General features: G+C 69.9%; 20 protein-coding genes and 1 pseudogene. 16 read left to right on the top strand and 5 right to left on the bottom strand.

The window, feature by feature from the left end; translation table 11 throughout:
* The first annotated feature begins 76 nt into the window (after positions 1-76).
* The 9 genes and pseudogenes from ACNAVT_RS30190 to ACNAVT_RS30150 form a co-directional block, all read left to right on the top strand.
* Positions 77-1,555 carry an LVIVD repeat-containing protein gene (locus ACNAVT_RS30190; RefSeq protein ID WP_416301213.1) on the top strand — a complete coding sequence of 493 codons (1,479 nt, stop codon included), beginning with the start codon at positions 77-79 and terminating at the stop codon, positions 1,553-1,555.
* Positions 1,556-1,640: 85 nt separating this feature from the next.
* Positions 1,641-2,798, top strand: coding sequence for a branched-chain amino acid ABC transporter substrate-binding protein (locus ACNAVT_RS30185; protein WP_416301212.1), 1,158 nt, complete (start codon positions 1,641-1,643; stop codon positions 2,796-2,798).
* A 5-nt stretch (positions 2,799-2,803) separates the two neighbouring features.
* The gene (locus ACNAVT_RS30180) at positions 2,804-4,633 is read left to right on the top strand and encodes a copper resistance protein CopC (RefSeq protein ID WP_416301210.1); all 1,830 of its coding nucleotides are present in this window, start codon (positions 2,804-2,806) and stop codon (positions 4,631-4,633) included.
* 14 nt (positions 4,634-4,647) lie between these two features.
* The gene (locus tag ACNAVT_RS30175; RefSeq protein WP_416301208.1) at positions 4,648-5,400 is read left to right on the top strand and encodes a hypothetical protein; all 753 of its coding nucleotides are present in this window, start codon (positions 4,648-4,650) and stop codon (positions 5,398-5,400) included.
* A gap of 100 nt (positions 5,401-5,500) precedes the next feature.
* Positions 5,501-7,306: an LVIVD repeat-containing protein gene (locus tag ACNAVT_RS30170; RefSeq protein WP_416301206.1), complete on the top strand. Its 1,806-nt coding sequence runs from the start codon at positions 5,501-5,503 to the stop codon at positions 7,304-7,306.
* A gap of 136 nt (positions 7,307-7,442) precedes the next feature.
* Positions 7,443-8,651, top strand: a complete 1,209-nt coding sequence (locus ACNAVT_RS30165) for a branched-chain amino acid ABC transporter substrate-binding protein (RefSeq protein ID WP_416301203.1) — start codon at positions 7,443-7,445, stop codon at positions 8,649-8,651.
* A gap of 51 nt (positions 8,652-8,702) precedes the next feature.
* The gene (locus ACNAVT_RS30160; RefSeq protein WP_416301201.1) at positions 8,703-9,437 is read left to right on the top strand and encodes a hypothetical protein; all 735 of its coding nucleotides are present in this window, start codon (positions 8,703-8,705) and stop codon (positions 9,435-9,437) included.
* Positions 9,438-9,522: 85 nt separating this feature from the next.
* Complete coding sequence (locus ACNAVT_RS30155) at positions 9,523-10,239, top strand: YcnI family protein (protein WP_416301199.1); 717 nt, start codon at positions 9,523-9,525, stop codon at positions 10,237-10,239.
* Positions 10,240-10,498: 259 nt separating this feature from the next.
* Positions 10,499-10,813 (top strand): annotated as a pseudogene (locus ACNAVT_RS30150) (siderophore-interacting protein); the annotation flags it as partial.
* Between the two features lie 216 nt (positions 10,814-11,029).
* On the opposite strand, the gene ACNAVT_RS30145 reads toward ACNAVT_RS30150, so the two are convergent.
* Positions 11,030-12,370, bottom strand: a complete 1,341-nt coding sequence (locus ACNAVT_RS30145) for an esterase/lipase family protein (protein WP_416301197.1) — start codon at positions 12,368-12,370, stop codon at positions 11,030-11,032.
* Positions 12,371-13,042: 672 nt separating this feature from the next.
* On the opposite strand from ACNAVT_RS30145, the gene ACNAVT_RS30140 reads away from it, so the two are divergent.
* Complete coding sequence (locus tag ACNAVT_RS30140; protein ID WP_416301195.1) at positions 13,043-13,816, top strand: phosphatase PAP2 family protein; 774 nt, start codon at positions 13,043-13,045, stop codon at positions 13,814-13,816.
* A gap of 92 nt (positions 13,817-13,908) precedes the next feature.
* Here the strand turns inward: ACNAVT_RS30140 and ACNAVT_RS30135 are convergent, their stop codons facing one another.
* On the bottom strand, positions 13,909-14,091 hold the full coding sequence (locus tag ACNAVT_RS30135; protein ID WP_416301194.1) for an antitoxin: 183 nt from the start codon (positions 14,089-14,091) through the stop codon (positions 13,909-13,911).
* 139 nt (positions 14,092-14,230) lie between these two features.
* On the opposite strand from ACNAVT_RS30135, the gene ACNAVT_RS30130 reads away from it, so the two are divergent.
* The 3 genes from ACNAVT_RS30130 to nrfD are packed head-to-tail and all read left to right on the top strand — an operon-like array spanning position 14,231 to position 17,146.
* Positions 14,231-15,292 (top strand): YihY/virulence factor BrkB family protein, encoded by a 1,062-nt coding sequence (locus tag ACNAVT_RS30130; protein WP_416301192.1) that lies wholly within the window; start codon positions 14,231-14,233, stop codon positions 15,290-15,292.
* 54 nt (positions 15,293-15,346) lie between these two features.
* On the top strand, positions 15,347-16,438 hold the full coding sequence (locus tag ACNAVT_RS30125) for an L-dopachrome tautomerase-related protein (RefSeq protein WP_416301190.1): 1,092 nt from the start codon (positions 15,347-15,349) through the stop codon (positions 16,436-16,438).
* A gap of 3 nt (positions 16,439-16,441) precedes the next feature.
* On the top strand, positions 16,442-17,146 hold the full coding sequence (nrfD, locus tag ACNAVT_RS30120) for an NrfD/PsrC family molybdoenzyme membrane anchor subunit (RefSeq protein ID WP_416301224.1): 705 nt from the start codon (positions 16,442-16,444) through the stop codon (positions 17,144-17,146).
* 50 nt (positions 17,147-17,196) lie between these two features.
* On the opposite strand, the gene ACNAVT_RS30115 is transcribed toward nrfD, so the two are convergent.
* Positions 17,197-17,784 carry a carboxymuconolactone decarboxylase family protein gene (locus ACNAVT_RS30115; protein ID WP_416301188.1) on the bottom strand — a complete coding sequence of 196 codons (588 nt, stop codon included), beginning with the start codon at positions 17,782-17,784 and terminating at the stop codon, positions 17,197-17,199.
* Between the two features lie 205 nt (positions 17,785-17,989).
* Here ACNAVT_RS30115 and ACNAVT_RS30110 point away from each other — a divergent pair, with 205 nt between their 5' ends.
* Positions 17,990-18,859: a Rieske 2Fe-2S domain-containing protein gene (locus tag ACNAVT_RS30110; RefSeq protein ID WP_416301186.1), complete on the top strand. Its 870-nt coding sequence runs from the start codon at positions 17,990-17,992 to the stop codon at positions 18,857-18,859.
* A 77-nt stretch (positions 18,860-18,936) separates the two neighbouring features.
* Here ACNAVT_RS30110 and ACNAVT_RS30105 read toward each other — a convergent pair whose 3' ends face one another.
* On the bottom strand, positions 18,937-19,563 hold the full coding sequence (locus ACNAVT_RS30105; RefSeq protein ID WP_416301184.1) for a hypothetical protein: 627 nt from the start codon (positions 19,561-19,563) through the stop codon (positions 18,937-18,939).
* 216 nt (positions 19,564-19,779) lie between these two features.
* Here ACNAVT_RS30105 and ACNAVT_RS30100 point away from each other — a divergent pair, with 216 nt between their 5' ends.
* Both ACNAVT_RS30100 and ACNAVT_RS30095 read left to right on the top strand, forming a co-directional pair.
* Positions 19,780-21,039 (top strand): sensor histidine kinase, encoded by a 1,260-nt coding sequence (locus tag ACNAVT_RS30100; RefSeq protein ID WP_416301183.1) that lies wholly within the window; start codon positions 19,780-19,782, stop codon positions 21,037-21,039.
* Entirely contained in the window at positions 21,036-21,695 is a 660-nt protein-coding gene (locus tag ACNAVT_RS30095) for a response regulator transcription factor (protein WP_416301182.1), read from the top strand. The genes ACNAVT_RS30100 and ACNAVT_RS30095 overlap by 4 nt, the downstream gene beginning before the upstream one ends.
* A 46-nt stretch (positions 21,696-21,741) precedes the next feature.
* Here ACNAVT_RS30095 and ACNAVT_RS30090 read toward each other — a convergent pair whose 3' ends face one another.
* Entirely contained in the window at positions 21,742-22,725 is a 984-nt protein-coding gene (locus ACNAVT_RS30090; RefSeq protein ID WP_416301181.1) for a hypothetical protein, read from the bottom strand.
* Positions 22,726-23,524 lie beyond the last annotated feature (799 nt).

Raw genomic sequence — 23,524 nt, 5'->3', positions numbered from 1 at the left:
ACGTGCGCTCTTCGGTCGCGTGGTGCCCAAGCTGCGCGGAGGTCGCCAAGGGAGAATTGCCAAAGGGAGAAATGTGGTGAAAACGAAGCCCTTCGTGGCGGGTGCGGTCGCTCTGGCGACGGCAGTGGCAGTGCAGCTGGGTGGAGCTGGCGCGGCATCCGCCGCGGAGCCGCCGGGATCGAGCCCGTCGGACAACTCCGCCCATGGCGGGGCGGTGCTCGACGACGTTCACAACACGCCGACGACCGCCGTCGCAAAGAACGTCACGTTCATCGACAACGTCAAGGGAGTCAGCGGCTATTCTGCGCTGAACTTCATCAAGTACGACAAGTACGGCCACGACTTCATGTTCGCCAACGGCACCGGCGGCCTCGCCGTCTGGTCGCTGAAGGACCCCCAGCACCCGGCCCTGGTCTCGAAGATCACGGCGGCCGAGCTGCGCCTGCCGGGGGACACCCAGGACAGGTTCTGGGAAGGCGAGAACATGACCGTCGACCCGAAGCGCAAGCTGGTCTTCCTCATCCGGGACCCGCGCGGCTTCGGTGGCACCGTCAAGACCGGCCAGTCCGGCGTCTACATCGTCGACGTCAAGAATCCGTGGAAGCCGGAGGTCGTCACCTTCCACCCGATTCCGGCCGGGCACACGTCCACCTGCATCAACGACTGTAAGTACCTGTGGTCGGTCGGTCCGGCCAACACGGGCACGCCAGGCCACGACCCCTCCTGGAACGGCGTGCCGGTGCGGGTGACCGACATCCACGACATCAAGCACCCGTACACCTTCGACCGGGCGGTCGATCTCGAGCGGCTCGACGGTGTCACCGACTACGTGCACAGCGTCGACGTCGACAAGGACGGCGTCGCCTGGGTCTCCGGTGAGGGTGGCGTACGCGGCTACTGGACCGAGGGCAACCACTACGACCCGGTGCAGAAGCGCAACCGCGTCGCGACCGCGTACGACCCGGTGCCGTACGCGGGCGGGACCGTCGTTCCCATCAACCCGGCAGGCACCGCCTTCTACGACTTCTTCGACCACAACGCCTACCACCCCACTGAGAAGGTCGGCGACTTCGACAAGGGCGAGCTGCTCTACATCACCAACGAGAACGTCACGACCTGCTCGCAGGCGGGCGAGTTCAAGATCGCCTCGTTGAAGGGCAGCTACGACGGCGAGGGCTGGCGCTCCACGAAGGAGAACCCGTTCCGGCTGGAACTGATCAGCCACTGGTCGCCGTGGGGCAAGGAAGGGTCGTCCACCACGGGTAGCTGCTCCGCGCACTGGTTCACGGTGAACGGCAACATCGTGGCGCAGGGGTGGTACGGGCAGGGCACTCGCTTCCTCGACGTGTCGGATCCGAGGAACCCGACCCAGGTCGGCTACTTCCGCGTGCCGGCGGGCCAGGGCGTGACCGGCGGTTCGGCGTCCGCTGTTTACTGGCACAACGGGCTGGTCTACGTTGCGGACTACAACCGCGGCGTCGACGTCCTGCGGTTCGACGGCGAGCTGGCCGGCGCGCCGGACGACAAGATCTGCTGGAACTCGTGCGACAAGTAACCGTCTGAGCGAAGGCACCGGCCCGAGCGTGGCGACCGCTGCGCCCGGGCCGGCTTTCGGTGGTGACGGACCTGGAGGTAGAACGGTGCGACGCAGAGGTGCCGTGCGCGTGCTCGCGCTGGGCGCGGCCGCGCTGGTGGTGAGCGGCCTGCTCGGCGCGTGCTCTGGCCCTGGCGAGGGCGGGGGTGCCCCGAGGCCGCGGGGCGAGATCACGTTCGGGGTGCTGGCCCCGCTGTCAGGCGACCTGGCTGAGCGTGGGCAGGACCTCGTCGACGGGGCGCAGCTGGCTGCCGCTGAGCTCAACGATGAGGGCGGGGTTCTGGGGCGGCAGGTGAAGGTGGCCGTCGAGGACGGCGGCTGCACGCCGGCGACCGGCGAGCAGGGGGCGACGGGGCTGGCCGCCAAGAAGGTCGTGGGGGTGGTCGGCGGGCTGTGTGAGGACGCGGCGGTGGCGGCGGCGAAGGCCGTGGCCGCGGCTGGCACGCCATTCCTGGTCTCCTCCGCCCGCGCCGACCGGCTGATCGAGGCCGGGGTGCCGTCGGTGTTCCCGATGGAGGCGACGGTCTATCAGGAGGCGCTGGCCGCGGTGCACTGGATGGGCTACCGGAGCCCGCAGCGGGTGGCGGTGCTCGATGACGGCTCGCCGGCCTCGCAGCGGCTGTCCGGCCTGGTGACCGACCGGGTCAAGGCCGACGGCCTGACGGTGAGCAGGCACAGCACCGGTCCTGATCTCGCGAAGCTCGCCAGCACCGTCACCGCTTCCAAGGCGGACTTCGTCTACTGGACGGGGGCAGCGGAATCAGGTGGACGACTGGTGAGCGCACTACGCCAGGCCGGCTACACCGGCTATTTCATGGCCTCCGCCGAGTCGGACAGCCCCGAGTTTCTGCAGGCGGCCGGCGGGGCGGCCGAGGACGCATTCCTCACCACGGCCGCGGGCCCACGACTTCTCCCGGCAGCGGCGGACTGGGCTGCGCGCTTCAAGGACCGTTACGGACGGGACCCGGGGCGTGACGCGATGCAGGCCTACGACGCGCTCCGCGCGCTGGCGCAGGCAGTGCGCCAGGCGGGGGACACGGCACCCTCGAAGGTCGTCGACAACATCCCGCGGCTCGAAAACTTCACCACCTTCACCGGGGCGCTCCGCTTCGCCGCCGATCACTCGCTGACCTACGACAACTACATCATCGCCCAGGTCCGGGGCGGCAAGTTCATCCTGGCCAGCAAGCTGCGTACGGACTAGGTCGGATGACGCGCAGCATTCACCTCGCAGGCCATCGCTGGGCCCGGCTGTTCACAAGGCTGGCGGTGGTCGTCCTCCTCGCGACCGGCGGCCTGGTCACGGACCTCGCGTCCACCGCGACCACACATCCGGCGTACGCCCACGCCTACCTGCTGGAGACCTCGCCGGTCGACGGCGAGGTGCTGGCCTCGCCCCCGGCGGAGGTCCAGCTCCGCTTCGACGACGCGGTCAGCTTCAACGAGCGGTCGATCCAGTTGCTCGACACGACAGCGAAGAAGCTGGCGCTCGGCACCCCTGGCCACGTGGACGGGAAGGCCAACACGGCGCGGGTCAGCCTGCCCACGGATCTGACCGAGGGAACATACGTCCTGGCCTGGCGGGTCACATCCGCGGATTCGCACGTGGTGTCGGGCGCGTTCAGTTTCAGCATCGGCCACCCGAGCGCAACGGCCGCCCCGGTGGAGCAGGACGCCCACCGTGCCGTCGTCGTCGTCGACGCGGTCGGTCGCGCCCTGGCCTTTCTCGGTATGGCCCTCGCCGTCGGTGGCGCACTGTTCGTAGCCGTGCTCTGGCCCAGCGGCCGCACCGACCGCCGCGGCCGGCGCATCGTGTGGTCAGGATTCGCTGGGCTGGCCGCCGGCACCGTGGTGGTCCTGCTCGTACAGGGGCCGTACGCCGCAGGCACGTCGCTGGCCGGAGTGTTCGACCCCGACCTGCTCGGCGCGGCGCTGTCCTCGCGGTTGGGCTACGCGCTGCTGGCGCGGCTGGTGATCGTGCTCGCCCTCGGCGTGGCCTTCGGGATCGCCGTACGCACCAGCTCTCCCGCTGCCCCCACCGGGACGGCCGGTGCCGGGACGGCTGGCGCCGCAGCGGCCGGCGGCGCCACCCGCCGGATCCTCCTGCCCGCGGTCGCCACGGTCGGCGCCGTCGCCCTGACGCTGACCTGGACGCTGACGGATCACGCGCAGACCGGCGTGCAGACCTGGCTGGCCGTGCCGGCGACCAGCCTGCACCTACTCGCCATGGCCCTGTGGCTGGGCGGCCTGATCACGCTCGCGGCCTGCGTGCTCATCCCGGCAGGGAGGCGGAAGACCAGCCCCGTCATCACCCTGGAGCCCGCGCTGCCGAGGTTCTCCCGGCTCGCGCAGATCTGCTTCGCGGTGATCGCGGCAACCGGCGTCTACCTGTCCTGGCGGCAGGTGGGGACATGGGCCGCGCTCGGCGCGACCGACTTCGGGCGGCTGCTTCTCGGCAAGCTCGCCGCCGTCCTCGCCGTGCTGGGTCTCGCCGCCGGAGCGCGGCGGTTCGTGCGGCGGCGCAGCCGCGAACCCCTCGGCCTCGACGCCGCCCCCTCCGCCGCGGTGCGCCGGCTGCGCTACTCGGTCGTGGGCGAGATCCTGCTCGGGGTCGCAGTCGTGTCGATCACGGCCGTCCTCGTCAACACCGCCCCGGCCCGCACCAGCTACGCGCCGCCGGTACACACCACCGTCCCCATTCCCGCCGTCGCCGCAGACAGGGCCGGCCCGGCCGCCGGGCTGCGAGACGCCTCGGTCGAGGTGAAGATCGAGCCGGCGCGGTCGGGAAGCAACGTGGCCGACATCTACATCACCGGACGGGACGGCTCGCTGGTCTCAGTGCCCGAGATATCCGGTCAGCTCGAATCACCGGATCGCCGGGTCCCGGCGCTGCCCGTCAACGTCTTCGCGGCCGAACCCGGCCACTACGTGGCGAACTCGATGTCCATCCCCTTCCCGGGGGCGTGGGTGCTGCGGCTGGACATCCGAGTCTCCGACTTCGACGAGATACCCGTGCGTGTCCAGTTCACGGCACGCTGAAAGGTTGGTGACACATGCGAGATGCTGACCGGAAGGCGTCCCGGAGCCGATCGACCGTCGTCGCCGCGGGCTTGCTCGCCCTCGGCGTCCTGGCGGCCTGCTCCAGCGAAGGTCCGGCGCCCCTGACCAAGCCGCCCTACACCGTGGACTCCATCCGGTTGGGCCTTGTCGGCCCCGGTGACCTGGGCGAAGGCGCGACCGAGATCAAGGACAACGGCCACTCCTCGCACGTGGTCTACACGCCCCCGAACAGCATTCCGACCTGCCCGTACGTCCAACGGTCCGAGGACGTCGAGGTGGAGGTGGAGCCAGCGGTCGAGCCGGTGGGTGGGAATCCGACCGGACGGTCCATCGTCGCGCCAGAGCTCGTGGGCGCGTCGTCACTGCCGGTCGTCACACAGGGCGCGGTGGTCTTCCAGAACTCCTCGCTCGTCGACAACACGATGAACACGGTCGTGGCCGAGGCCAACAAGTGCCCGGCGACGTTCAGCGTGCTCGGCGGACCGCCGTCCGTGGTGGGGGACTACAAGGTCGGCAGCCGATCGATCGAGATAAACGGATGGACAGGGTTCGCCCAGCATCTCGTGCACACCTCGCCCCCTGAGGTGAACCCGGACACCTACGACGACCTGGTCACCGTCGTGGTGCACAAGGAGAACGCCATCCTCTACGTCGGCTACGCCCAGATCAAGGCCGTGGGCAAGCGCGCCGACTCCGACGAGAAGGTCAAGGCGTTGATGAAGACCACGCTGGCCCGCCTCGGCTAGCGCGAATATCACCTATTGAAGTGGAGGAAGGGTGAGAGTCATACCCGTTGGAAGAGCCAGGAGAGGCAGAGCCCTCCTGAGAGGCGCGACCGTGCTTGCGATGGCGGCCGCGCTGCAGATGTCGAGCCTCGGCGCGGCCCACGCGGACCCGTCCGGCCCGGTCCGCCCCGGCACGGTCGGGTCGGCCCAGGCCGAGGCGACCAGCCTGCAGAACCAGGCGGACGCGGCCGCGAAGGACGCCGCCAGGGCAGCCGCCCGCCTGGACGAGGCCAAGGCAAAGGCGGAGGAGGCGGCCCAGAAGGCCGCCGACGCCGCCGCCAGGGCCGAGGAGTCGGGCAAGATCTCCGACAAGAACCAGGCGGATGCTGCCGCCGCCAAGGCCGCGCAGGCATCCGCGCAGGCGGCGCAGGCACAGTTGGAGTACAACGACAAGGCCGCCGCGGCGGCGCAGGCGGCTGCGGCCGCAGCGGAGGCGGCGACCAACGCCGAGCGTGAGGCCGCGTCGCTCGCCGGCATCACGGACGGCACCGCCACCGAGGGGACGCAGACCCTCCCGGACGCCGGGGTGTTCCCGGACAACGCGACGCACAGCGACAACGTCGAGGTCGTCGGCCACGTCCGCGGTGTGCTGTCCAGCGACGGGAGCTGCCCCGCCTTCAAGGCGACCAAGTGCCCGGCGTTCTCGTCGCTGAACTTCGTGCACTACGAGAAGCTCGGCTACGACGTCATGGTCGCCAACGGCACCGGCGGCCTGGCCGTCTGGTCGCTGAAGGACCCCGAGCACCCGGAGTACATCGCCGCCGTCACCGTCGACCAGCTCAAGCAGCCGGGCGAGACGATGACCCGGTTCTGGGAGGGCGAGAACCTCACGGTCGACAGCCGGCGCAAGCTGGTCTTCCTGACCCGTGACTCGGGCACCAAGGGCCTGTTCATCATCGACATCAACGACCCGTGGCACCCGAAGCTGCTGGGCTTCCACCGGGTGCCGCTCGGCCACACCGCGACGTGCATCAACGACTGCCGGTACATCTGGTCGGTGGGCTCGGGTGTGCGCGGGGTGAGCTCCCCCGTTCACGTGACCGACGTGCGTGACGTCAACCACCCGTTCACCTACACCCAGGCCGTCGCCTCCGACGTCCGGCGCACCGGCGCGACGAGCGGCTCCACGCACAGCGTCGACGTCGACTTCGACGGCGTCGTCTGGGTCTCGGGCAGCGGCGGCGTCCGCGGCTACTGGACCGACGGCAAGCACTTCGACCCCGCCACGCAGACCAAGCGCTACGCGACGGCCTACGACCCGATCCCGTACGCGGGTGGGAGCGTCAGCGGCTCGGAGGGTGCCTTCCTGCACAACGCCTACCGCTTCCCGAACGCCCTGGGAGACCGTCCCAAGGGCGACGTCATGCTCATCACCAACGAGAACAACAACCAGAACTGCGCGAAGGCCGGCGTGTTCATCCTGGCCTCGATCGAGGGGACGCAGGACGGCGAGGGGATCACCTCCACGCCGGAGAACCCGGTCAAGATGAACCGGCTCGCCACCTACAGCCCTGGCGGCAAGCCCGGCCACTACGTCGACCCGACGGGTAAGGCCGGCGACTGCTCCGCGCACTGGTTCACGGTGAACGGCAACATCGTCGCCGCCGGCTTCTACGAGCAGGGCGTCCGATTCCTGGACATCTCCGACCCGAGCAACCCGGAGCAGGTCGGCTGGTTCCGGGTGCCCGACCGCGCCGCCGGCCCGGACGGCCCGGCGATCATCGGGAGCAACGCCTCCTCGGCGTACTGGCACAACGGGTACGTCTACGTCCCCGACTATGGTCGAGGCGTTGACATCCTGAAGTTCACCGGCAACATCCCCGGTAAGCACGAGAAGAAGGTCTGCTGGAACTCCTGCGAAAAGTAGTCTCCAGCGGACATTTCATCCGAGGAGGGATTCCCGCGTCGCCACCGGCGGCGCGGGGTCCCTCCCCGTCACCTGCCCCCGAGGCCACGTGCCCCGACCACCCCATTCACCACCGGAGCCGAGAGAGAAGCACCGCATGCAGCTCCCGACGACCCTCGACGGCCGCGGCTGGAACCGCCGCACCCGCTGGCTCGCGCCGTTAGCCCTCACCGTCCTCACGCTCCCGGCCGTTGCCGCGTGCACCTCGACCGCCGACGCGCCGCCCGCACCCCGGGGGGAGATCGCCTTCGGTGTGCTCGCCCCGCTGTCCGGGCCGGACAAGGCACGCGGGCAGGATCTGGTCGAAGGGGCACGGATGGCGGTCGACGACCTCAACGTCCGTGGCGGGATCATCGGACTGCACGTCTCCCTCGTCACCGTCGACGACGAGTGCCTCGACGACAGCGGCAAGGAGGCGGCGAAGCGGCTCCACCTCACCGAGAAAGTCGCGGGCGTTCTCGGGGGCGTCTGCGACGGCGCCGCCGAGGCCGCCGCGCGGGTCCTCGGCGGTAACGGGATGCCGTTTCTCATCACCTCCGCCAACTCGCCCACAATTGTCAGCGCGCAGGACACCCCGACGGCCTATCTCACCAACGGCACGCCCTACCAGGAAGCGCTCGCCGCGGTGCACTGGATGGCCTACCACTCGGCCCAGCGGCTCGCGGTGATCGCTGACGACAGTCCGCAGTCCGCATACCTGGTCGACCAGGTGATCTCAGTGTCCTCGCCCGTCCCCAAGGCGGTCAGCAAGCAGACCCTGCCCGCCGGGCACCGGGACATGGCTGCGGCCGCCGCCACCGCGCTGGCCGCCGCCCCCGACGTCGTCTACTGGGCCGGCCCGGCCCAGGAGTCCGGCCAGCTGGCCGCAGCGCTCCGCAAAGCCGGGTTCAAGGGCAAATACATCGCCTCCGCGGCGTCGGAAAGCCCCGATTTCCTGTCCGCCGCCGGTAAAGGCGGCGCCGAGGGCGCGTACGTGATCACAACGGCCAGCCCCCAGAACCTCCCCGACGCCGCGGCATGGACCACGCGGTTCACCAAGGCCTTCGGCCACGCCCCGGGCCGGGACGCGCTGCAGGCCTACGACGCGCTGCGCGCCCTCGGCCAGGCCGTGACGCAGACGGGAAAGGTGGACTCCGCGCTGAACAGCGAACAGCTGACCAAGCTCGAGGACAGGTTCACCACGTTCATGGGTGAGCTTCGGTTCGCCCCCGACCACACGGTCAAGTACGACAACCACCTCGTGCTGACCGTCAAGGGCGGTGCCTTCACCGTCGCCAACACCCTGCGTTCGGACGACGGCTCCTGACGGCCCGTGGCCGAGTGCATCCTGTCCCGCCCCCGACGAAGTGAGCCATCCGTGATCTCGAGCTCCCGTGCCGCGGCGGCCCTCGCGCTGGCCGCCGTCTGCGCCGGCGTCACCGGCTGCTCCAGCGCCGCGGACGCCACGGCGAGCAAGCCGTCCTACACCGCCGACGACGTCAAGGCCGCGTACTACAACGCCAAGGACGCCGGCGAAGGCGCCCGCGACTACTGGTACGACCGGGACTTCCACTCGCACAACAATTACGTGCCGCCGAGCTCCATCCAGACCTGCCCGTTGGTCCAGCGCTCCAACGCACCCAAGGCGCCGTCGAACGTGGTTCAGCCCGTCGGTGGCCAGCCCGTGGGGCAGTTCGCCGTGGAGCCCACCCGGGCGACCGACTCCCGCATCCCGTACGTGACCCAGAACGCCCTCGTCTTCGCCTCGACCGCCATCGCCGACAACGCGATGGGCGAGGTCGGTTCCGGGCTGGCCGAATGCCCCGGATCGTATGAGGTCGAAGGGGGACCGCCGGTCATCCTCGGCGCCTACAGCGTGACCAGCCGTCCGCTTGAGGTGTTCGGGTGGAAGGGGCACGTGCAGCAGCTCGCCCACACATACCCGCCAGGGCAGGACGACATCTATTTCGAGGACATCGCCATCGTGGTGCTCCATCGGGCGAACCTCATCCTCTACCTCGACCTCACCCAGAAGAAGATCGTCGGAGACCGCGCCGACTCGGCCGACAAGGCCAAGGGGGCCATGGAGAAAGTGCTGCGGCGGCTGGGCTGATCGAGACCTGCGCGGAGCGCGTACTTGGCTGTATTCCTTTGTTCAAAATGATGATTGCCGATCAATGGAAAACTGGAGAATGCACATGCTTCGCCGAGCCGTACGTGGCCTCGTAACCGTGGGCGTGGCGGCCTGCCTGGTCGGCGTCATACCGACGGCGGCGTTCGCGCACGTGACGGTGAACCCGGGCACGGCCACCCAGGGCGGCTATGCCGGCCTGACGTTCCGCGTTCCCACCGAGAGCGGCGACGCGAGCACCACCAAGATCGAGGTGCAGTTCCCGACCGACTCCCCGCTGGCCTCGGTCTCGGTGAAGCCACACCCCGGCTGGTCGTACGAGATCACGAAGAAGAAGCTGGCCACACCGATCGAGGTGCACGGCGCGCAGATCAGCGAGGTCATCGGCAGTATCACCTGGACTGCGGTGGACCCGCAGTCGGCGATCAAGCCGGGTGAGTACGACGAGTTCTCCGTGAGCGCCGGACCGCTGCCCGCGACCGAGCAGTTGGCATTCAAGACGCTCCAGCACTACAGCGACGGCGAGGTCGTGCGCTGGATCCAGGAGCCAGCCCCTGGTGCCGACGAGCCGGAGCGGCCCGCACCAGTGCTCCGGCTCGTGCCCGAGGCGAACGCGGCACCGTCCCCGGCGGCGGGCGCCGAGGAGGCGGCCCTGGCCGCAGGCAGCGCGCCGACGACGCAGTCGGATGCGGGGGTCTGGTGGGCGGTCGGGCTGTCCGTGGCCTCGCTGGTGATCGGCCTCGTGTGCGCGGCGATCGCCGTGCGGTCGCGCCGGACGCGGTAGGTATAGCCGATCGGCTGCAACGGCCGTGAGATCCGGGCCGCCCAGGGGCGGCACAAGGTGGTCACCGTGTACTGATCCGGGCTGGTGACCCCGTAGTGCCGGGAGACGCACCGCCCGGTGTGCCCGACGACAATCCCACGGAAGCGCGGCTGATCAAGCGACGTGCTCGCCGCTGCCGGGAGCTGGAGACCGCGGAATCGGGCGAGCGGGTTGGCCAGGTGCCGGCGAACTGGAGCGCGGCGGACGGGTCGGCGAGGTCGACCCCGGCTACCACGGCGACCACGGCGGCGTGGAATTCCGGCCGCCGCCGACCGGGCTGCTGCTGCTGCCCGGGGACGAGACCGCGGTACCGGCGATCGCGGCGATCCTGGAGCGGCTTCCGCTCGACGCGTGCGGCCAGGTGCTGCTGGAGGTGCCCGAGGAGGCGGCGCCAACCCCGTTGTACGCGTGGCTCGCGGGGGAGGCGGGCGTCATCCGTACCCTGCGCCGACACCTGGTCGGGGAGCGGGGCCTCGACCGGCAGGCAGTGGCGTTCATGGGCTACTGGCGACTCGGCCGCGCCGACAACGCGTGACCCGTTCACTGCTCGCTGCCCTCTGGTGACGGGTCGTGTGGGCGTACGAGTCGGGTCTGAGTGGGGGTGGGAATAGGGGCTGGAAGGCCAGCGAGCGCGCCGGCCTCCCAGGGCTCGCCGGACGATCACCGCTGCCTGCACCGCCCGACCAGCATCCCAGTGCTTCGGTCTTTCCCGCCGAGAGGAGCGGCAAACGAACCAGCCGATGGAGAGGTCTCATGGGATTCCGGGGTGGCAGCGAGGGGGCTCGTCCTCGGCTGAACCGGAGGCAACGAGGGCAAGTCGTAGCGGCGGTGCCTGCCAGGCGGCCGCTGCGGCCCGCAGTATCCGATACACGGCTGCCCCGGCCGTGGGTAGCGCCTCACCGTGGAGAAACGCGACGATCTGTCGCTGAACCTCATTGCTGTCGTACGCGCCTCCGTGGGCGCTGTCCACCAGGACGAAAGGTACCTCGATCGGGCTGCCGGGGCGGCCGGCGAGAGCAGCGTCGAGGGGTACGAACGCCACGAGGCGGGTGCCCGGCACGGGACAGAACATCTGATCGCGGTAGCGCTGGGGGTTGTTCAGGACGGAACGGAGGAACGGTGCGTCAGTGTCGATCTGGAGGCCGCTGGACCACCGGACGACCGCCATTATTGCTCGTAGTTGGGCGCCGGCGGCCAGTCCCCAGCCGTGTTGGGCACCGGGTGGCGGGTAGCTTGCCACGGCGGGGTTGGGCAGTGGGCTGAGCAGGATGGCGGCGACCACGGCCGGGTGCGGGCGGGTCTGCAGGTAGGCCCGGACGACGAGGGTGCCCTCGCTGTCTCCGAGCAGCGCCACCGGTTTGCCGGTGCGGCTGTGCACGGCGGTGACCTGGGCGTCGAGCAGTTCAGCGCTGCGTTCCAGCGACTGCTGAGTCTGCTCGGCCCGATACGGCAGGGGTCGCCCTTGTTCGTCGAGACCGGCATAGGAGAACAGCTCGAACGGAATGCGGTCGGCAGCCTGCTGGCCGCTGTCGGATGACCCGCCATCGCCGACGGAATCGAAGCCGCCGACGAAGATGAGTGCCTGGGGCGGGTTTCCGTCATGCCGGGAGGGCAACGGGGATGGCGGTTGCTGGGCATCCCGGACCGCGGCTCGGCCCAGGAACCCGGCCGGGGCGATGCCGATGACGAGCGCGACGGCTACCAGCACGGCGGCCGGAACCCGGACAGGCCGAACGCGCGCCGTGAGTACCGCGGCGAGCAGACGGCGCCAGAGCCAGGCGTTCACCGCACCGGCGACGCCGGCCAGCACAATCGAGAACGGGTCCGGCGCGGTGGACACGAGCACCGATGCAATGGTCATGACCAGGAACGCCAGCGCCGCCCAGAGCGCGCCGGCCAGTGGCGGTATTCCCTGCCACCAGGTGGGCACCAGGCCGGCCCGCTGCATGACGAGGGCAAGCACGAACACCGGTCCCACGTCGCCGACGAAGAACCACGACAGGGACGTCGCGCTGAGTGCCACTGAGAGCGCCGCCCAGGGCAGCATGAACACCGTCAGCGCGGCGGTGCCCGTGATCGCGGTGAGGAGCATCCGGCCCCACGGTGGTCGGGGTCGCAGGTGTGACGGCCAAGCGGCCAGCACGACAGCGGCTGTCCACAGACCACGTACCACGACCGCGACGGCGAGTTCTCCGGCGAACTGTGGCCACGAGTTGTGGTAGACGAAGACCCATCTGAGGTCGTGAAAGGACGCGAAGGGAGGTGGGGCGCTCGCTTGCGGAGCCAGTCCCACCGCCGATTCCAGCCCGTTGTGGGTCGACAGCACCGCCTCGAGTATCGGTGGAAGCACGGTTAGGAGCAGGATCGCGAGGATGCGTCCGGAGGCCCATCGCAGCGGAACCATCGCGCCGACCTCCTGCCCGCCGGCTGCCGTCATGTCCCTGAACGGCCTCCGACGTCATGACATCTGGTATGGGCGATCGGCTCCAACCCACCGGTTGGAGCCACATCCGAAAGATGGTTGATCAATATGACGGGACCGCCGCCGGTTGCGTATAACCAGATCTACCATGCGGGCAGGCATCACCGCTGGCGAACCGCATCGCGCTGCACCCGGTTGGAATCCGGGCCTCCGCCGCTTGATTTCACGGCGAGAGGGGCGAGCCGGATCCAGGCGAGCGGATGATTAATCCGCTTGCGATCTAAAGCGAACGTTTTTGCCCCGTAATCTGAATTGGGTGCCCGTTGGGTGCGAGGTCGTCGTGTGACAGACAAGGCGGGGGAAGCGCTGATGCCGCTGGTGCCGTCGTCGGCCCGGTTGCGTCGCCCGCTCCGGCCGCTCGGCGTGCCCGTGCTGGTTCCCAGGCCGTGTGGCTGGTGGTTCGACGGGCTGTTGGTCGTCGGGTTGGCGGCGCTCACCGCTGCGCTGGTGTGGTGGCCTCCGCTGCTGCGGCTCGACGTCGTGGTGCGCGTCTGGTGCGATCAGCATCGGCCGGAGGCGGTCTGGCTGGTGATGAGGGTCTTCGACTTCCTCGGCCAGGGCGGACAGCGGATGGCAGTGGCACTGCTGGTGTCGTTCTGGCTGGCCTGGCGGCATCGTACGGTCCGGCCGATCATTCCTGCCGGGCTGGCGCCGATCGTGAGCACCCTGCTGATCGTCGGTCTGAAGCGATGGACGTCGCGCGGGGCGCCGCGTGAGGGCTCGGTTCGGCTGTTCAGCAGCGGCGGGGAGGACTTTTATCCCTCCGGGCACGTCAGCAACGGAATTGTCTACTTCGGCGTTCTGGCAATGTTGCTGTCGCCGTACCTCGCTGTGGCGGCACGCCGCCTGCTGCAGTGGCTGCCCGGCGTTCTGGTATTCATTGGCGCGACCTATCTCAGCTATCACTGGCTGACCGACAGCGTTGCCGGATATCTGCTCGGCATGTTGATCGTGCGGCTGCTCCTGCGGGTGCCCTGGCGGACCGTCCGACTTCCGCAGAGGCCGCACTGGCCGCGCGAACGCCGGACGGCGCCCGGACCCGCGAGCGGTCACTGACCGACCGGCAGAGATCGCCTGCTTCCACGACCTGCCAAACTGCGCGGTTTCGCCGCCCGTCGTCCGCCGAAGCGTTACCGCTCCCTACGCGGTCAGCGGTTGCGGCCGCCCTGATCGATCTGCTGCTGCGCTTCCTGCTCGCCCTTCTGGACCTGCTTGTCGTATCGGTCGCCGGTGCGCTGGTCGACTTCCTGCCCGGCCTTCTGCACGCCCTCGTCGGCCTGCTTCGGGTGCTGCTTGGCCTCGTCCTCGGCCTTTTCCATGAAGTCACGCATGTCTGGATCTCCCTTCGCTACGCCCCTGCCTTCCCTGGGGCCGCAGGCACAAACGGCTGAGAGAAGCCCCTCGGGGGCTGCATACTCCGGCCGGTTCTGGGCACGTGGCACGTATCGGAACGCCGCGGTAGGAGGGACGATGCCATCCGAAGACTCCTCCACCGGTCGGCCGGATGGCCATGAAGCCCGCGGCCCGGCGCCCTCAAGGTCGATGTCTTCAGGACCGGGGCGGCCCGACCCGCACGCCGTGCCGGAGAAACCGACGCAGGTTGCGCCCCGGTCGTGGTCGCAGGTGGCGCGACGCACGTTCACCGAGTTTCGGAATGACAACCTGACCGACCGCGCGGCGGCGCTGACCTATTACGCCGTGCTGTCCCTCTTCCCGGGTCTGATCGTGCTGGTGTCGGTGCTCGGCCGGTTGGGCAGGTCGACCACGGCCCAGTTGCAGGGCACGTTGACCGCCGTGGGACCGAGCCAGGTACGCGACATCCTCAACGGTGCGATCAACCAGGTGCACAGCAGCGGGTCGACCGCCGGCATCGCTGCGATCCTCGGTCTGGTGGGTGCATTCTGGTCGTCCTCGGGCTATGTTGCGGCCTTCATGCGCGCCTCGAACGCCATATATGACGTGCCTGAGGGACGGCCGGTCTGGAAGACCCTGCCCATCCGCCTCGGGATCACCGCTGTCGTGGGCGTCATGTTGGTGGCGAGTTTGCTGATCGTGGTCGTCACCGGCCGGTTGGCCAGGCAGGCAGGCGACCTGCTGGGCCTGGGTTCGGCGGCGGTGACGGCATGGGACATTGCGAAATGGCCGGTCCTGCTCGTGCTGGTGAGCTTGATCTTCGCGATCCTGTACTGGGCCTCGCCCAACGCCCGGCACGGCGGGTTTCGTTGGGTCAGTCCCGGCGGGATCGTGGCGGTGGTGGCGTGGCTGATCGCGTCGGCCCTGTTCGCGCTGTACGTGAGCAATTTCGGTTCCTACAACAAGACGTATGGTTCGCTGGCCGCGGTCATCGTGTTCCTGGTGTGGCTGTGGGTCACCAATACCGCGATCCTGTTCGGGGCGGAGTTGGACGCGGAGCTGGAACGGCAGCGGGCGATCGCTGCCGGGCATCCGCCGGGCGAGGAACCGTTCGTGGAGTTGCGCGACGACCGGAAGCTCAAGCGGGGCCAAGCCCAGAGGCCGGGCAAGGGGAGGTGACCAGGGATGGACCGAGATCGTGCTGCACCGGGGCGGGGTCTCGTAACCGGGCCGGTGACCGACGAGCCGCTCGGCGACCTGGACCTCGTGCACAGCTTCACCGGGCCGATGCCGACCGGGGTGAGCGTCTCGCACACCGGCCGGATCTTCGTGAACTTCCCGAAGTGGGGCGACGAGGTGGCCGCCACCGTCGTCGAGTTGTGCGACGGCGCCGAGGTGCCCTACCCGGACCAGGCCTGGAATCACCCGTCCGGAGATGACGACGCCGGGGGGTTCGTGTCGGTGCAGAGCATCGTCGTCGACCCCGCCGACCGGCTCTGGATCCTCGATACCGGCAGCCCGATGTTCCAACCCACCAGGCCCGGCGGGCCGAAACTGGTCCGGGTCGACCTGGACACCGACTCCGTGGCGCAGGTCATCACCTTCCCCGCCGACGTGGCGCTGCCCAGCACCTACCTCAACGACGCTCGGTTCGACCTCAGGCGGGGAGAGGCCGGGATCGCCTACCTCACCGACTCCTCCGACTCCGGCCCCAACGGCCTGATCGTGGTCGACCTGGCCAGCGGCGCCTCCTGGCGGCGGCTGCACGAGCACCCCTCCACCAAGGCGGAGCCGCTGCGCACCTTCCGGCCGGTGGTGGAGGGCCAGCCCTTCCTCGAACGCCCCGCCGACGGCGACCCGAAACCGCTGACCCTGGGGTGCGACGGCATCGCACTCGCCGCCGAAGGCACCCGCCTCTACTACTGCGCCCTGTCCTCCCACCGCTGGTACAGCGTCGCCACCGACGCCCTCGCCGACCTCGCCGTCAGCGATGACGAGGTGGCGGCAACCGTCGTGGACGAGGGGGACAAGGGCGGCGGCTCCGACGGGTTGGAGACCGACGACGCCGGCCGGCTCTATCTCACCTCTTATGAGCACAACGCGGTGCTGCGCCGCAATCCGGACGGCGAGTTCGAGACGGTGGTGCACGACCCTCGGCTGCTCTGGCCGGACACCATGTCGATCGCCAGCGACGGTCACCTCTACGTCATCGCCAACCAACTGCACCGGCAGGCCAGGTACCAGCGCGGACAGGACCTGCGGCGCAAGCCGTACGTTCTGTTCCGCACGCGGATCGACGCTGGCCCGGTGCTGCTGCGCCCCTGATGCCTGCGCGGATCTGAGCCGCCGCCGACACCCGGAAGGCCCACAACATCGCCGGCTACCTCTTCCTCGGCGGCGTCGCCGGAGGCGCGGCCCTGCTGGCCGCCGGCGCCGACCTCACCGGCCGCCCTGGCATGCGCCGCGCCGCCCGGCTCATCTCGGCCGGCGCGACCGGGCCTGTCCCTCGCCGTTCTGATCCGCGACCTCGGCAGGCCCGGGCGTTTCGTGCACATGCTGCGCGTCGTCAAGCCGACCTCACCGATGTCCATCGGCACGTGGCTGCTCAGCGGGTTCAGCCCGCTCGTGGCGGTCGCCGCGCTCGACGAGCTGTCGGCCGTGCTGCCACGCCGCGCGGCGGACCTCGTCGGGGTCCTGGCCCGCCCGACCGGCTTGGCCGCCACGGTCATCGCCCCCACGATCACCACGTACACCGGTGCCCTGATCGCCAACACCGCCGTGCCCGTCTGGCACGAGGCACACCGGGAACTGCCGTACCTGTTCGGGGCGAGCGCCCTCGCCGCCGCCGGAGGCCTGGTGGCCGCGACCTCGCCGGCGCGCGAGGCGGCGCCGGCCCGGTTGGCCGGGGGAGTGGCGCTGGCCGCCGCATCCGCGCTGACCAAGTTCGGCTACTTCCCTGCCGGCACCGCCTCGGCGGAAGATCCGAAGTACACGGTGCTGCCGCAGCGCGAGCGAGCCACGAAGCCGCAGTGAGTTGCCGAGCCTTCGTCGCCGCGCTCGCGCTGTCCGGCTGTGGTGTGCGCCTAGAACTGGCGGCCGTAGGTGACGGCTTCCCGGACGAGCCGAGGCGCCTTCTCGGCAAGCTCGGGATCGGGCCGTGCTCCCAGCGCATCGTTGATGGTCGAGAACGCCAGCCGGAACGCGATCCAAGTCGTCGCCTCGAAGATCTCCTGGTCATTGAGGCCCGCGTCGCGTAAACGCTCCACCTGGGCCTCGGTGGTGGCATTCGGATCCTGGACGACCTGGCGGGACCAACCGGCCAGTGCGGCCTCCCGCTCGGGCAGGTCACCGTCAACGCCTTGCAGCACCCTTGCGGCGGTCGCCTCGTCGCTGAGTTCGGCCAGCCTGGATCCCCATGCCAGCGCGCAGTAAGCGTCGCCGAGGGCAGCGGCGGTGGCGGCGACCATCACGGCTAATTCCCTCGGCGACAGGCCGGACCCGGCCAGGAGATCAGCACGCACGGCCTGGAAGGACTCCAGCACGTCAGGACGCCAGCACCAGACGCGAGTGAGGTTGTTGACGTAGCCGTCGGAGGTGACATCGGCCTCGTAGGCGGCAGCCACCGCCGGGCTCTTCGGCGGGTCAGCGAGGAAAGCAGCCGGGCGGTTCATGGGGCTAGCGTGCGGCACCCAGCGACCACCCGAAGACCGATCAACGACAGTTCGGAAGTCACCTTCTTGTCCCGCGAGTCGTGGGCTGTCGGCTACGCACCCAGCTGGCTCCAGTCACGGGTGCGGCTTCATCCACAGGCCTCGACGAATACTCGGCGGCGGGCCGCGGGGTTTGTGGGGCACATGGCGGGGTAAGGGCGGCGCCATGCGTACTGCGCTTCTGAACAAGCTGGAGCGGGCATCCGCCCTGGATCGAATCGGGGACCGGATACAGCCCAGGGTGTGGTCGCTGCTGCGGCCACAACGGGTCAAGGATGCGCTGCACGGGGTGTGGCTGGGCCATCCGCTGCACCCCGCGCTGGTGCAGGTCCCGATGGGGGCGTGGATGAGCAGTGCCGTCTTCGACTTCATGCCCAAGCGGTGGATGCCCGGGCATCAGCAATCCGCCACGGCCCTGGTCGCGGTCGGCACGGCGAGCGCGCTGCCCGCCGCGCTGACCGGCATCAACGACTGGTCCTGGCTGTGGCAGGAGGAACGGCGGGTCGGCCTGGTGCACGCCGCCACGAACAGCCTCGCGGTCGCCCTGTACGCGGGCTCGCTAGCCGCCCGGTTGCGAGGACGACACCAGCTCGGCCGTACGCTCGGATTGTTCGGCCTGGCGGCGGTGAGCGTGGGCGGCTACATCGGCGGTCACCTCGTCTACAAGCAGACGGCACAGGTCAACCAGGGCGCCCCGGACATGCACCGGGTCGAGTACGGGTGGCGCCGGGTGGCCGAGATCGACTCGGTGCCCGAGGCCCAGCTGGTGGCCCGGCAGGTCGACAACGTGCCCGTGGTGGTCTACCGCGACGGCACCGACATCACCGTGATGCTGGACCGCTGCGCCCACCAGAGCGGGCCGCTCGGGCAGGGCAAGGTGATCCAGGTCGACGGGCAGACCTGCGTCGTCTGCCCGTGGCACGGCAGTACCTTCCAGTTGAAGGACGGAGAGGTTGTGCATGGCCCAGCCAGCACCGATCAGCAGGTGCTGCCCGTGCGGGTCATCGACGGTGTCCTGGAAGCCCGATTGCCCTGACCGCGGGGAGTGAGTGGAGGGGCAGCCGTCTGAGAAGGTGGATCACGATGGCTGCCCCTTCGGCGATCACCCGGAGATCAGATCGCTGGGCTGGCCACCGCCGGCTCGATGGTCGCGGGAGTGGGCTGCGTACGTCCCTGCACGGCGAAGATGCCGATTGCGAACAGCGCTCCGAAGAAGAGGCTGTCGGGCAGCAGGAACCAGGCGCCGGGCAGCCCGAGGGCGCCGACGAGACATGAGACGATCATCGTGACCCCGATCCACCAGGGCAGCGCCCGGGCCCGGAGGATGGCGATGCCCAGACAGATGGAACCGACGACCAGGGCCAGCAGCGCGATGCCCTCGAAGACGGCGAAGCCGATCGGCTCCTCCGCCGGGAGGCCGCCGTGGGTGACCAGGTACGGCTTGACGAACGCCTCGGTCGTGCCTTCGCCGACATTGAGCATGATCAGCGCGGCGAATACGCCGGCGTAGCCGACGATGTGCAGCTTCGGCGCACGTCCCGCGAAGGCCAGGATCGCCGGCAGTCCCAGCGCGGTGATGACGTCCCCGACCAGCGCGATTTCGTAGAACAGCGGCCAGAGGTGGTAGCGGAACACGTCCTCGCCGCTGCCGGGCGCGAGCAGATTGGCGGCGAAGTAGCCCACCGATGCGACGATCGCGCCGACGATGAGCGCCCATCCGCCAAGGCGCCTCAAGTTCATGGTCATGGTCTCCTCCACGAGTTGCAGCGCCCTGCGCTGTGTGTGATGCCGCCCGTCGGCGGCGCGCCTTCAGCGTCGGTTCGGCCGACCGGTGGCGTCGTCGTGCCGCGGTCGGCACCGCGTCATCCCCCGGTCGTCATGTGGGCTGCTGGAAATGAGACCTGCGAATGACGCGACGCAGGTCCGCCGGTCGGTAGCTTTGCCGATGTGATGCGGGTGACGGCACCGGTTCAGGCCCAGGCGCGGGGTCGTTCCCAGGCGTGGGCGGAGCTGGCGGCGCGGGTGGAGTCGAAGGCGCGTGCGTGGCTGCGGCGCCTGCCGGAGGGGGTGCTGCCCGACGCGCTGTTCGCGATCGGGGTCGCCGGCTTCGCCCAGGTCAATCTCGTGTTCCAGCTCGACAACTCGACACCGTACGGCCCCATGCCGGCCGTGGTCGCCTCCACTCTGGTGGCGACATCGGTGCTGGCGCTGCGCCGGGTGACGCCACTGGCCACTGCCGTGATCGTCGCGGTCGCGATCGCCGTACCGATGCTGGCCGCGCCGCTGACGGTCACGCTGTGGGGCGACTTCCTGCCGATCCTGGTCGCCAGCTACTCGGTGGCCCGGCACAGTGAACGGGCACGGGCCGTTGTCGGCGCGGCCGCGATCGTGGCCGGCCTGGTCGTCGTGTTCCTACGCAACCCGGAGTCCGGCACCGTCGGCAACCTCCCGTTCGTAGCGGTGCCGTTGGTGGCATGCCTTGTCGCCGGCCGGGTGCTGCGCGCCCGCGCCCGCAGTCAGTCCGACGACCGCGCCCGCGCACAGCAACTGGAAGCCGAGCGCGAGGAGGCGATCCGTGCCGCGGTGGCCGAGGAACGCGCTCGCATCGCGCGCGAGTTGCACGACATCGTGGCCCACTGCGTCAGTGTCATGGTGGTCCAGGCAGGCGCCGCCGAGGACCTGCTCGACCGCGACCCGCAGCAGGCCCGAGCGCCACTGCAGTCGGTCCAGGACACCGGACGGCAAGCGGTCGGCGAGCTCCGGCGCATGCTCGGCCTGCTGCGCGGAGACCACGCCCGGCTCGCGCTCAAACCGCAGCCGGGCACGGCGGACCTGGCCGACCTGGTCGACCACATGGCCGAGATCGGTCTGCCGGTCGAACTCACCGTGGAGGGTTCGGCCCGGCCGCTGCCACCCGGCGTGGATCTGACCGTCTACCGGATCGTGCAGGAGGCGCTCACCAACGCGCTCAAGCACGCGGCGCCGACCACCGCGCATGTCGTGTTGCACTACGACGATCAGTCCGTTCGGGTGAGTGTTCAGGACACCGGCCAGACGGGCGGGGCGGGCGGCGCCGGCGCGAACCGGGTCGGGCACGGCCTCATCGGGATGCGCGAACGGGTCGGGCTCTACGGCGGCACGCTCAAGACGGCGACCGTGCCTGGGGCGGGCTTCGCCGTCACGGCGCTGCTGCCGCTGCAGGCGGCCCAGCAATGATCCGCGTCCTGCTCGCCGACGACCAGGCCCTCGTACGCGGCGGTTTCCGCTCCATCCTCGACGGTCAGGACGACATCGAGGTGGTCGGCGAGGCGGCCGACGGTGTGGAGGCCATTGACCGGGCGCTCACGCTGCTGCCCGACGTCATCCTCATGGACATCCGCATGCCGCGTATGGACGGTATCGAGGCGACGCGTCGCCTGCTGGACGGCGGCCGCTGCCCGGCGCGGGTGCTCATTCTCACCACATTCGATGAGGATGAGTACATCCATCAGGCACTGCGTGCCGGGGCCAGCGGTTTCCTGCTCAAGAGTGCACCGCCCCGCGAGCTGGCCGGGGCCGTCCGTACGATCGCCGCAGGCGAGGCGCTGCTGGCACCGGAGATCACCCGACGAATGATCGAGGAGTACGTCCGGCGCCCCCGGCCGGGCCCCGGCCGCCCCGCTGGACTCGAGGCGCTGACCCCACGCGAACTCGAGGTGCTGGGGCTCATCGCCCGCGGTCGCTCCAACGCCGAAATCGGTGCGGAACTCTACCTGAGCGAGGCGACGGTCAAGACCCACGTCACCCGCGTCCTCGCCAAACTGGGCCTGCGGGACCGAATCCAAGCCGTCGTCTTCGCCTACGAGTGCGGGCTCGTCCAACCTGGACGCTGACGCGGGTGCGACCTCGTCAGCGCCGCCGGGGCCCTGGCCTTCTCGTTCATGCTGCCCACTTCCAGACTGTGTGGAAGCCGTCGGTCTGCCGTGACCAGAAGTAGCCGTACGCCGCGGTGCTTCCGAGATAAGGTCCGATCTGCGCGAGCAGGGCCTTGGTGCCCTTCCGGTCATGCTCGGCCAGGTAGTTGGCCAGCGCCAGCCAGTGCCGGAGCGTGATGCCCCGACCGATCAGGCGAGGCTCGCCGGCCCCGCGCCACTTGGCGGCGCACGCGTCGATCTCCCGGATCACCTCGGGCCGGCGGAAGTAGTTCGCTTTCGCGGTCAGCGACTCCGCCCGCGTGTCAAACCCGAATTCGCGCAGTGCGTACTCGAAGTGGGCGAGCAGCGGCAGCATCGCCACCGGTGAGCCGGCGGGCGCGGCGGCGGCGGGCCCGCGAGCCGCAGCGAACATCTGCTCGTGCGAGCCGTACCACTTCTCGCAGAAGAAGGTCACTGCCATGAGGTGGGTCTCGAAGTTGTACGGGTCGCGCTTGACCGACTCGCCCAACGCCGCGAGGAACTCGTCGCGCTGCCGGTGGCCGTCGGCGAGCATCGAGGTCATGCGGGTCGTCCACGGGTAGGGGTCGTCGGGGTTGAGCTCCACCGCACGCTGGCAGGCCTGGGCCGCGAGGGCGGAGAGCCGATGAAACTCCTGGAACTGCTCCTGGCTGGTGTTGCGCGCAGACGCGTAGCCCCGGGCCTCGCCAGCCTGGTCCATCAGGGCGTCAGCTCGCAGGATCGCGACGGTCGGATCGACCGGCACAGCGGCTTCCCACGCATCCAGCCACTGCGGGAACTCCCCGGCAGCGCTACCCAGCACCGAGAGCCGGCGGCCGCGCAGTTCCCAGTCCCGGCCAGTGGCCTCGATCAGACCCTGGGCTGCTGCCCAGTCACCCGCGAGCGCCCGGTCACGCACGGTGCGCAACTCCAGGTCGGCCTGGCCGTAGTCAGTATCCAGTTTGGGTGGCTTGCGGAAGAGTCCGAACATCCGGCGAGCATAGAGATCGGCACAACCACGCCGTCCACCCGCCCTGGCCAACTCGGACTCCTTGACCGAGCCCGGTGCACCGACATCGACGCGATGCGTGCCCTCATCTCCCGCCGACCGGGCATCACCGTCCGCCACGAGCGGCAGCGCGTCGTTGGACGGCTGGCGAGCAGAGAGCCAGTGCGCTTCAGTGACCGGCTGACGGGCAGAGCAGCGGCCCCACCAGTGGCAGCCGTAGGTCGTCCGTGCATAGGCGGACCATGAAAGGCTCGGGCGAGGATGGCGCACTGGTTGGGGCCGGACCGGTGGTCGGGGACGGCCTCGTGTCCGGGGTCGCAGCGGCGGATGGCCCAGGGCGGGCGGTCGCGGCCGAGCGGGCAGCCGGACCCGTGGCCTTGACCGCCGAAAGGGCGGCGGTGCCCCTGCCCGCGGTGCCGTGGATCCGTCTGTCTCCTCCTGGCCCGGCCCGAGGCCCAGTTGCCACAGGACCCGTCAGGGACCCGCCTGTATTGCCGTTCGATGCAGGCGGCTTGGCGGGGGTGCTCGGGCCGATGGCCTGGATGGAGTTTCCCGCGTCGATGGGGGCGGCAATGCCGCCTGAGCCCGGGTTCGCCCGGTAGGGCAGGCGGGGCTGTTCCGATTTGGGCGCGACAGCACTTAGCGTCGCGAACGCGAACGTGACGAGGGCGGCGGCGGCAGCCACCAGGCGGTCGGGTCGCAGCGCGGCTGGCCGGGCGTGGTCCGGCTCCACCAGTGGCGGCGGCACGGGCCGCGCGGTTTGGTGGGCCTCCAGCAGGGC

The organism is Micromonospora sp. SL4-19 (assembly GCF_047921475.1).
In the GTDB taxonomy this organism is placed as follows: domain Bacteria; phylum Actinomycetota; class Actinomycetes; order Mycobacteriales; family Micromonosporaceae; genus Micromonospora.
The sequence above is the reverse complement of the archived record's forward strand: the minus strand, read 5'-3'. Positions and strand labels throughout refer to the sequence as shown.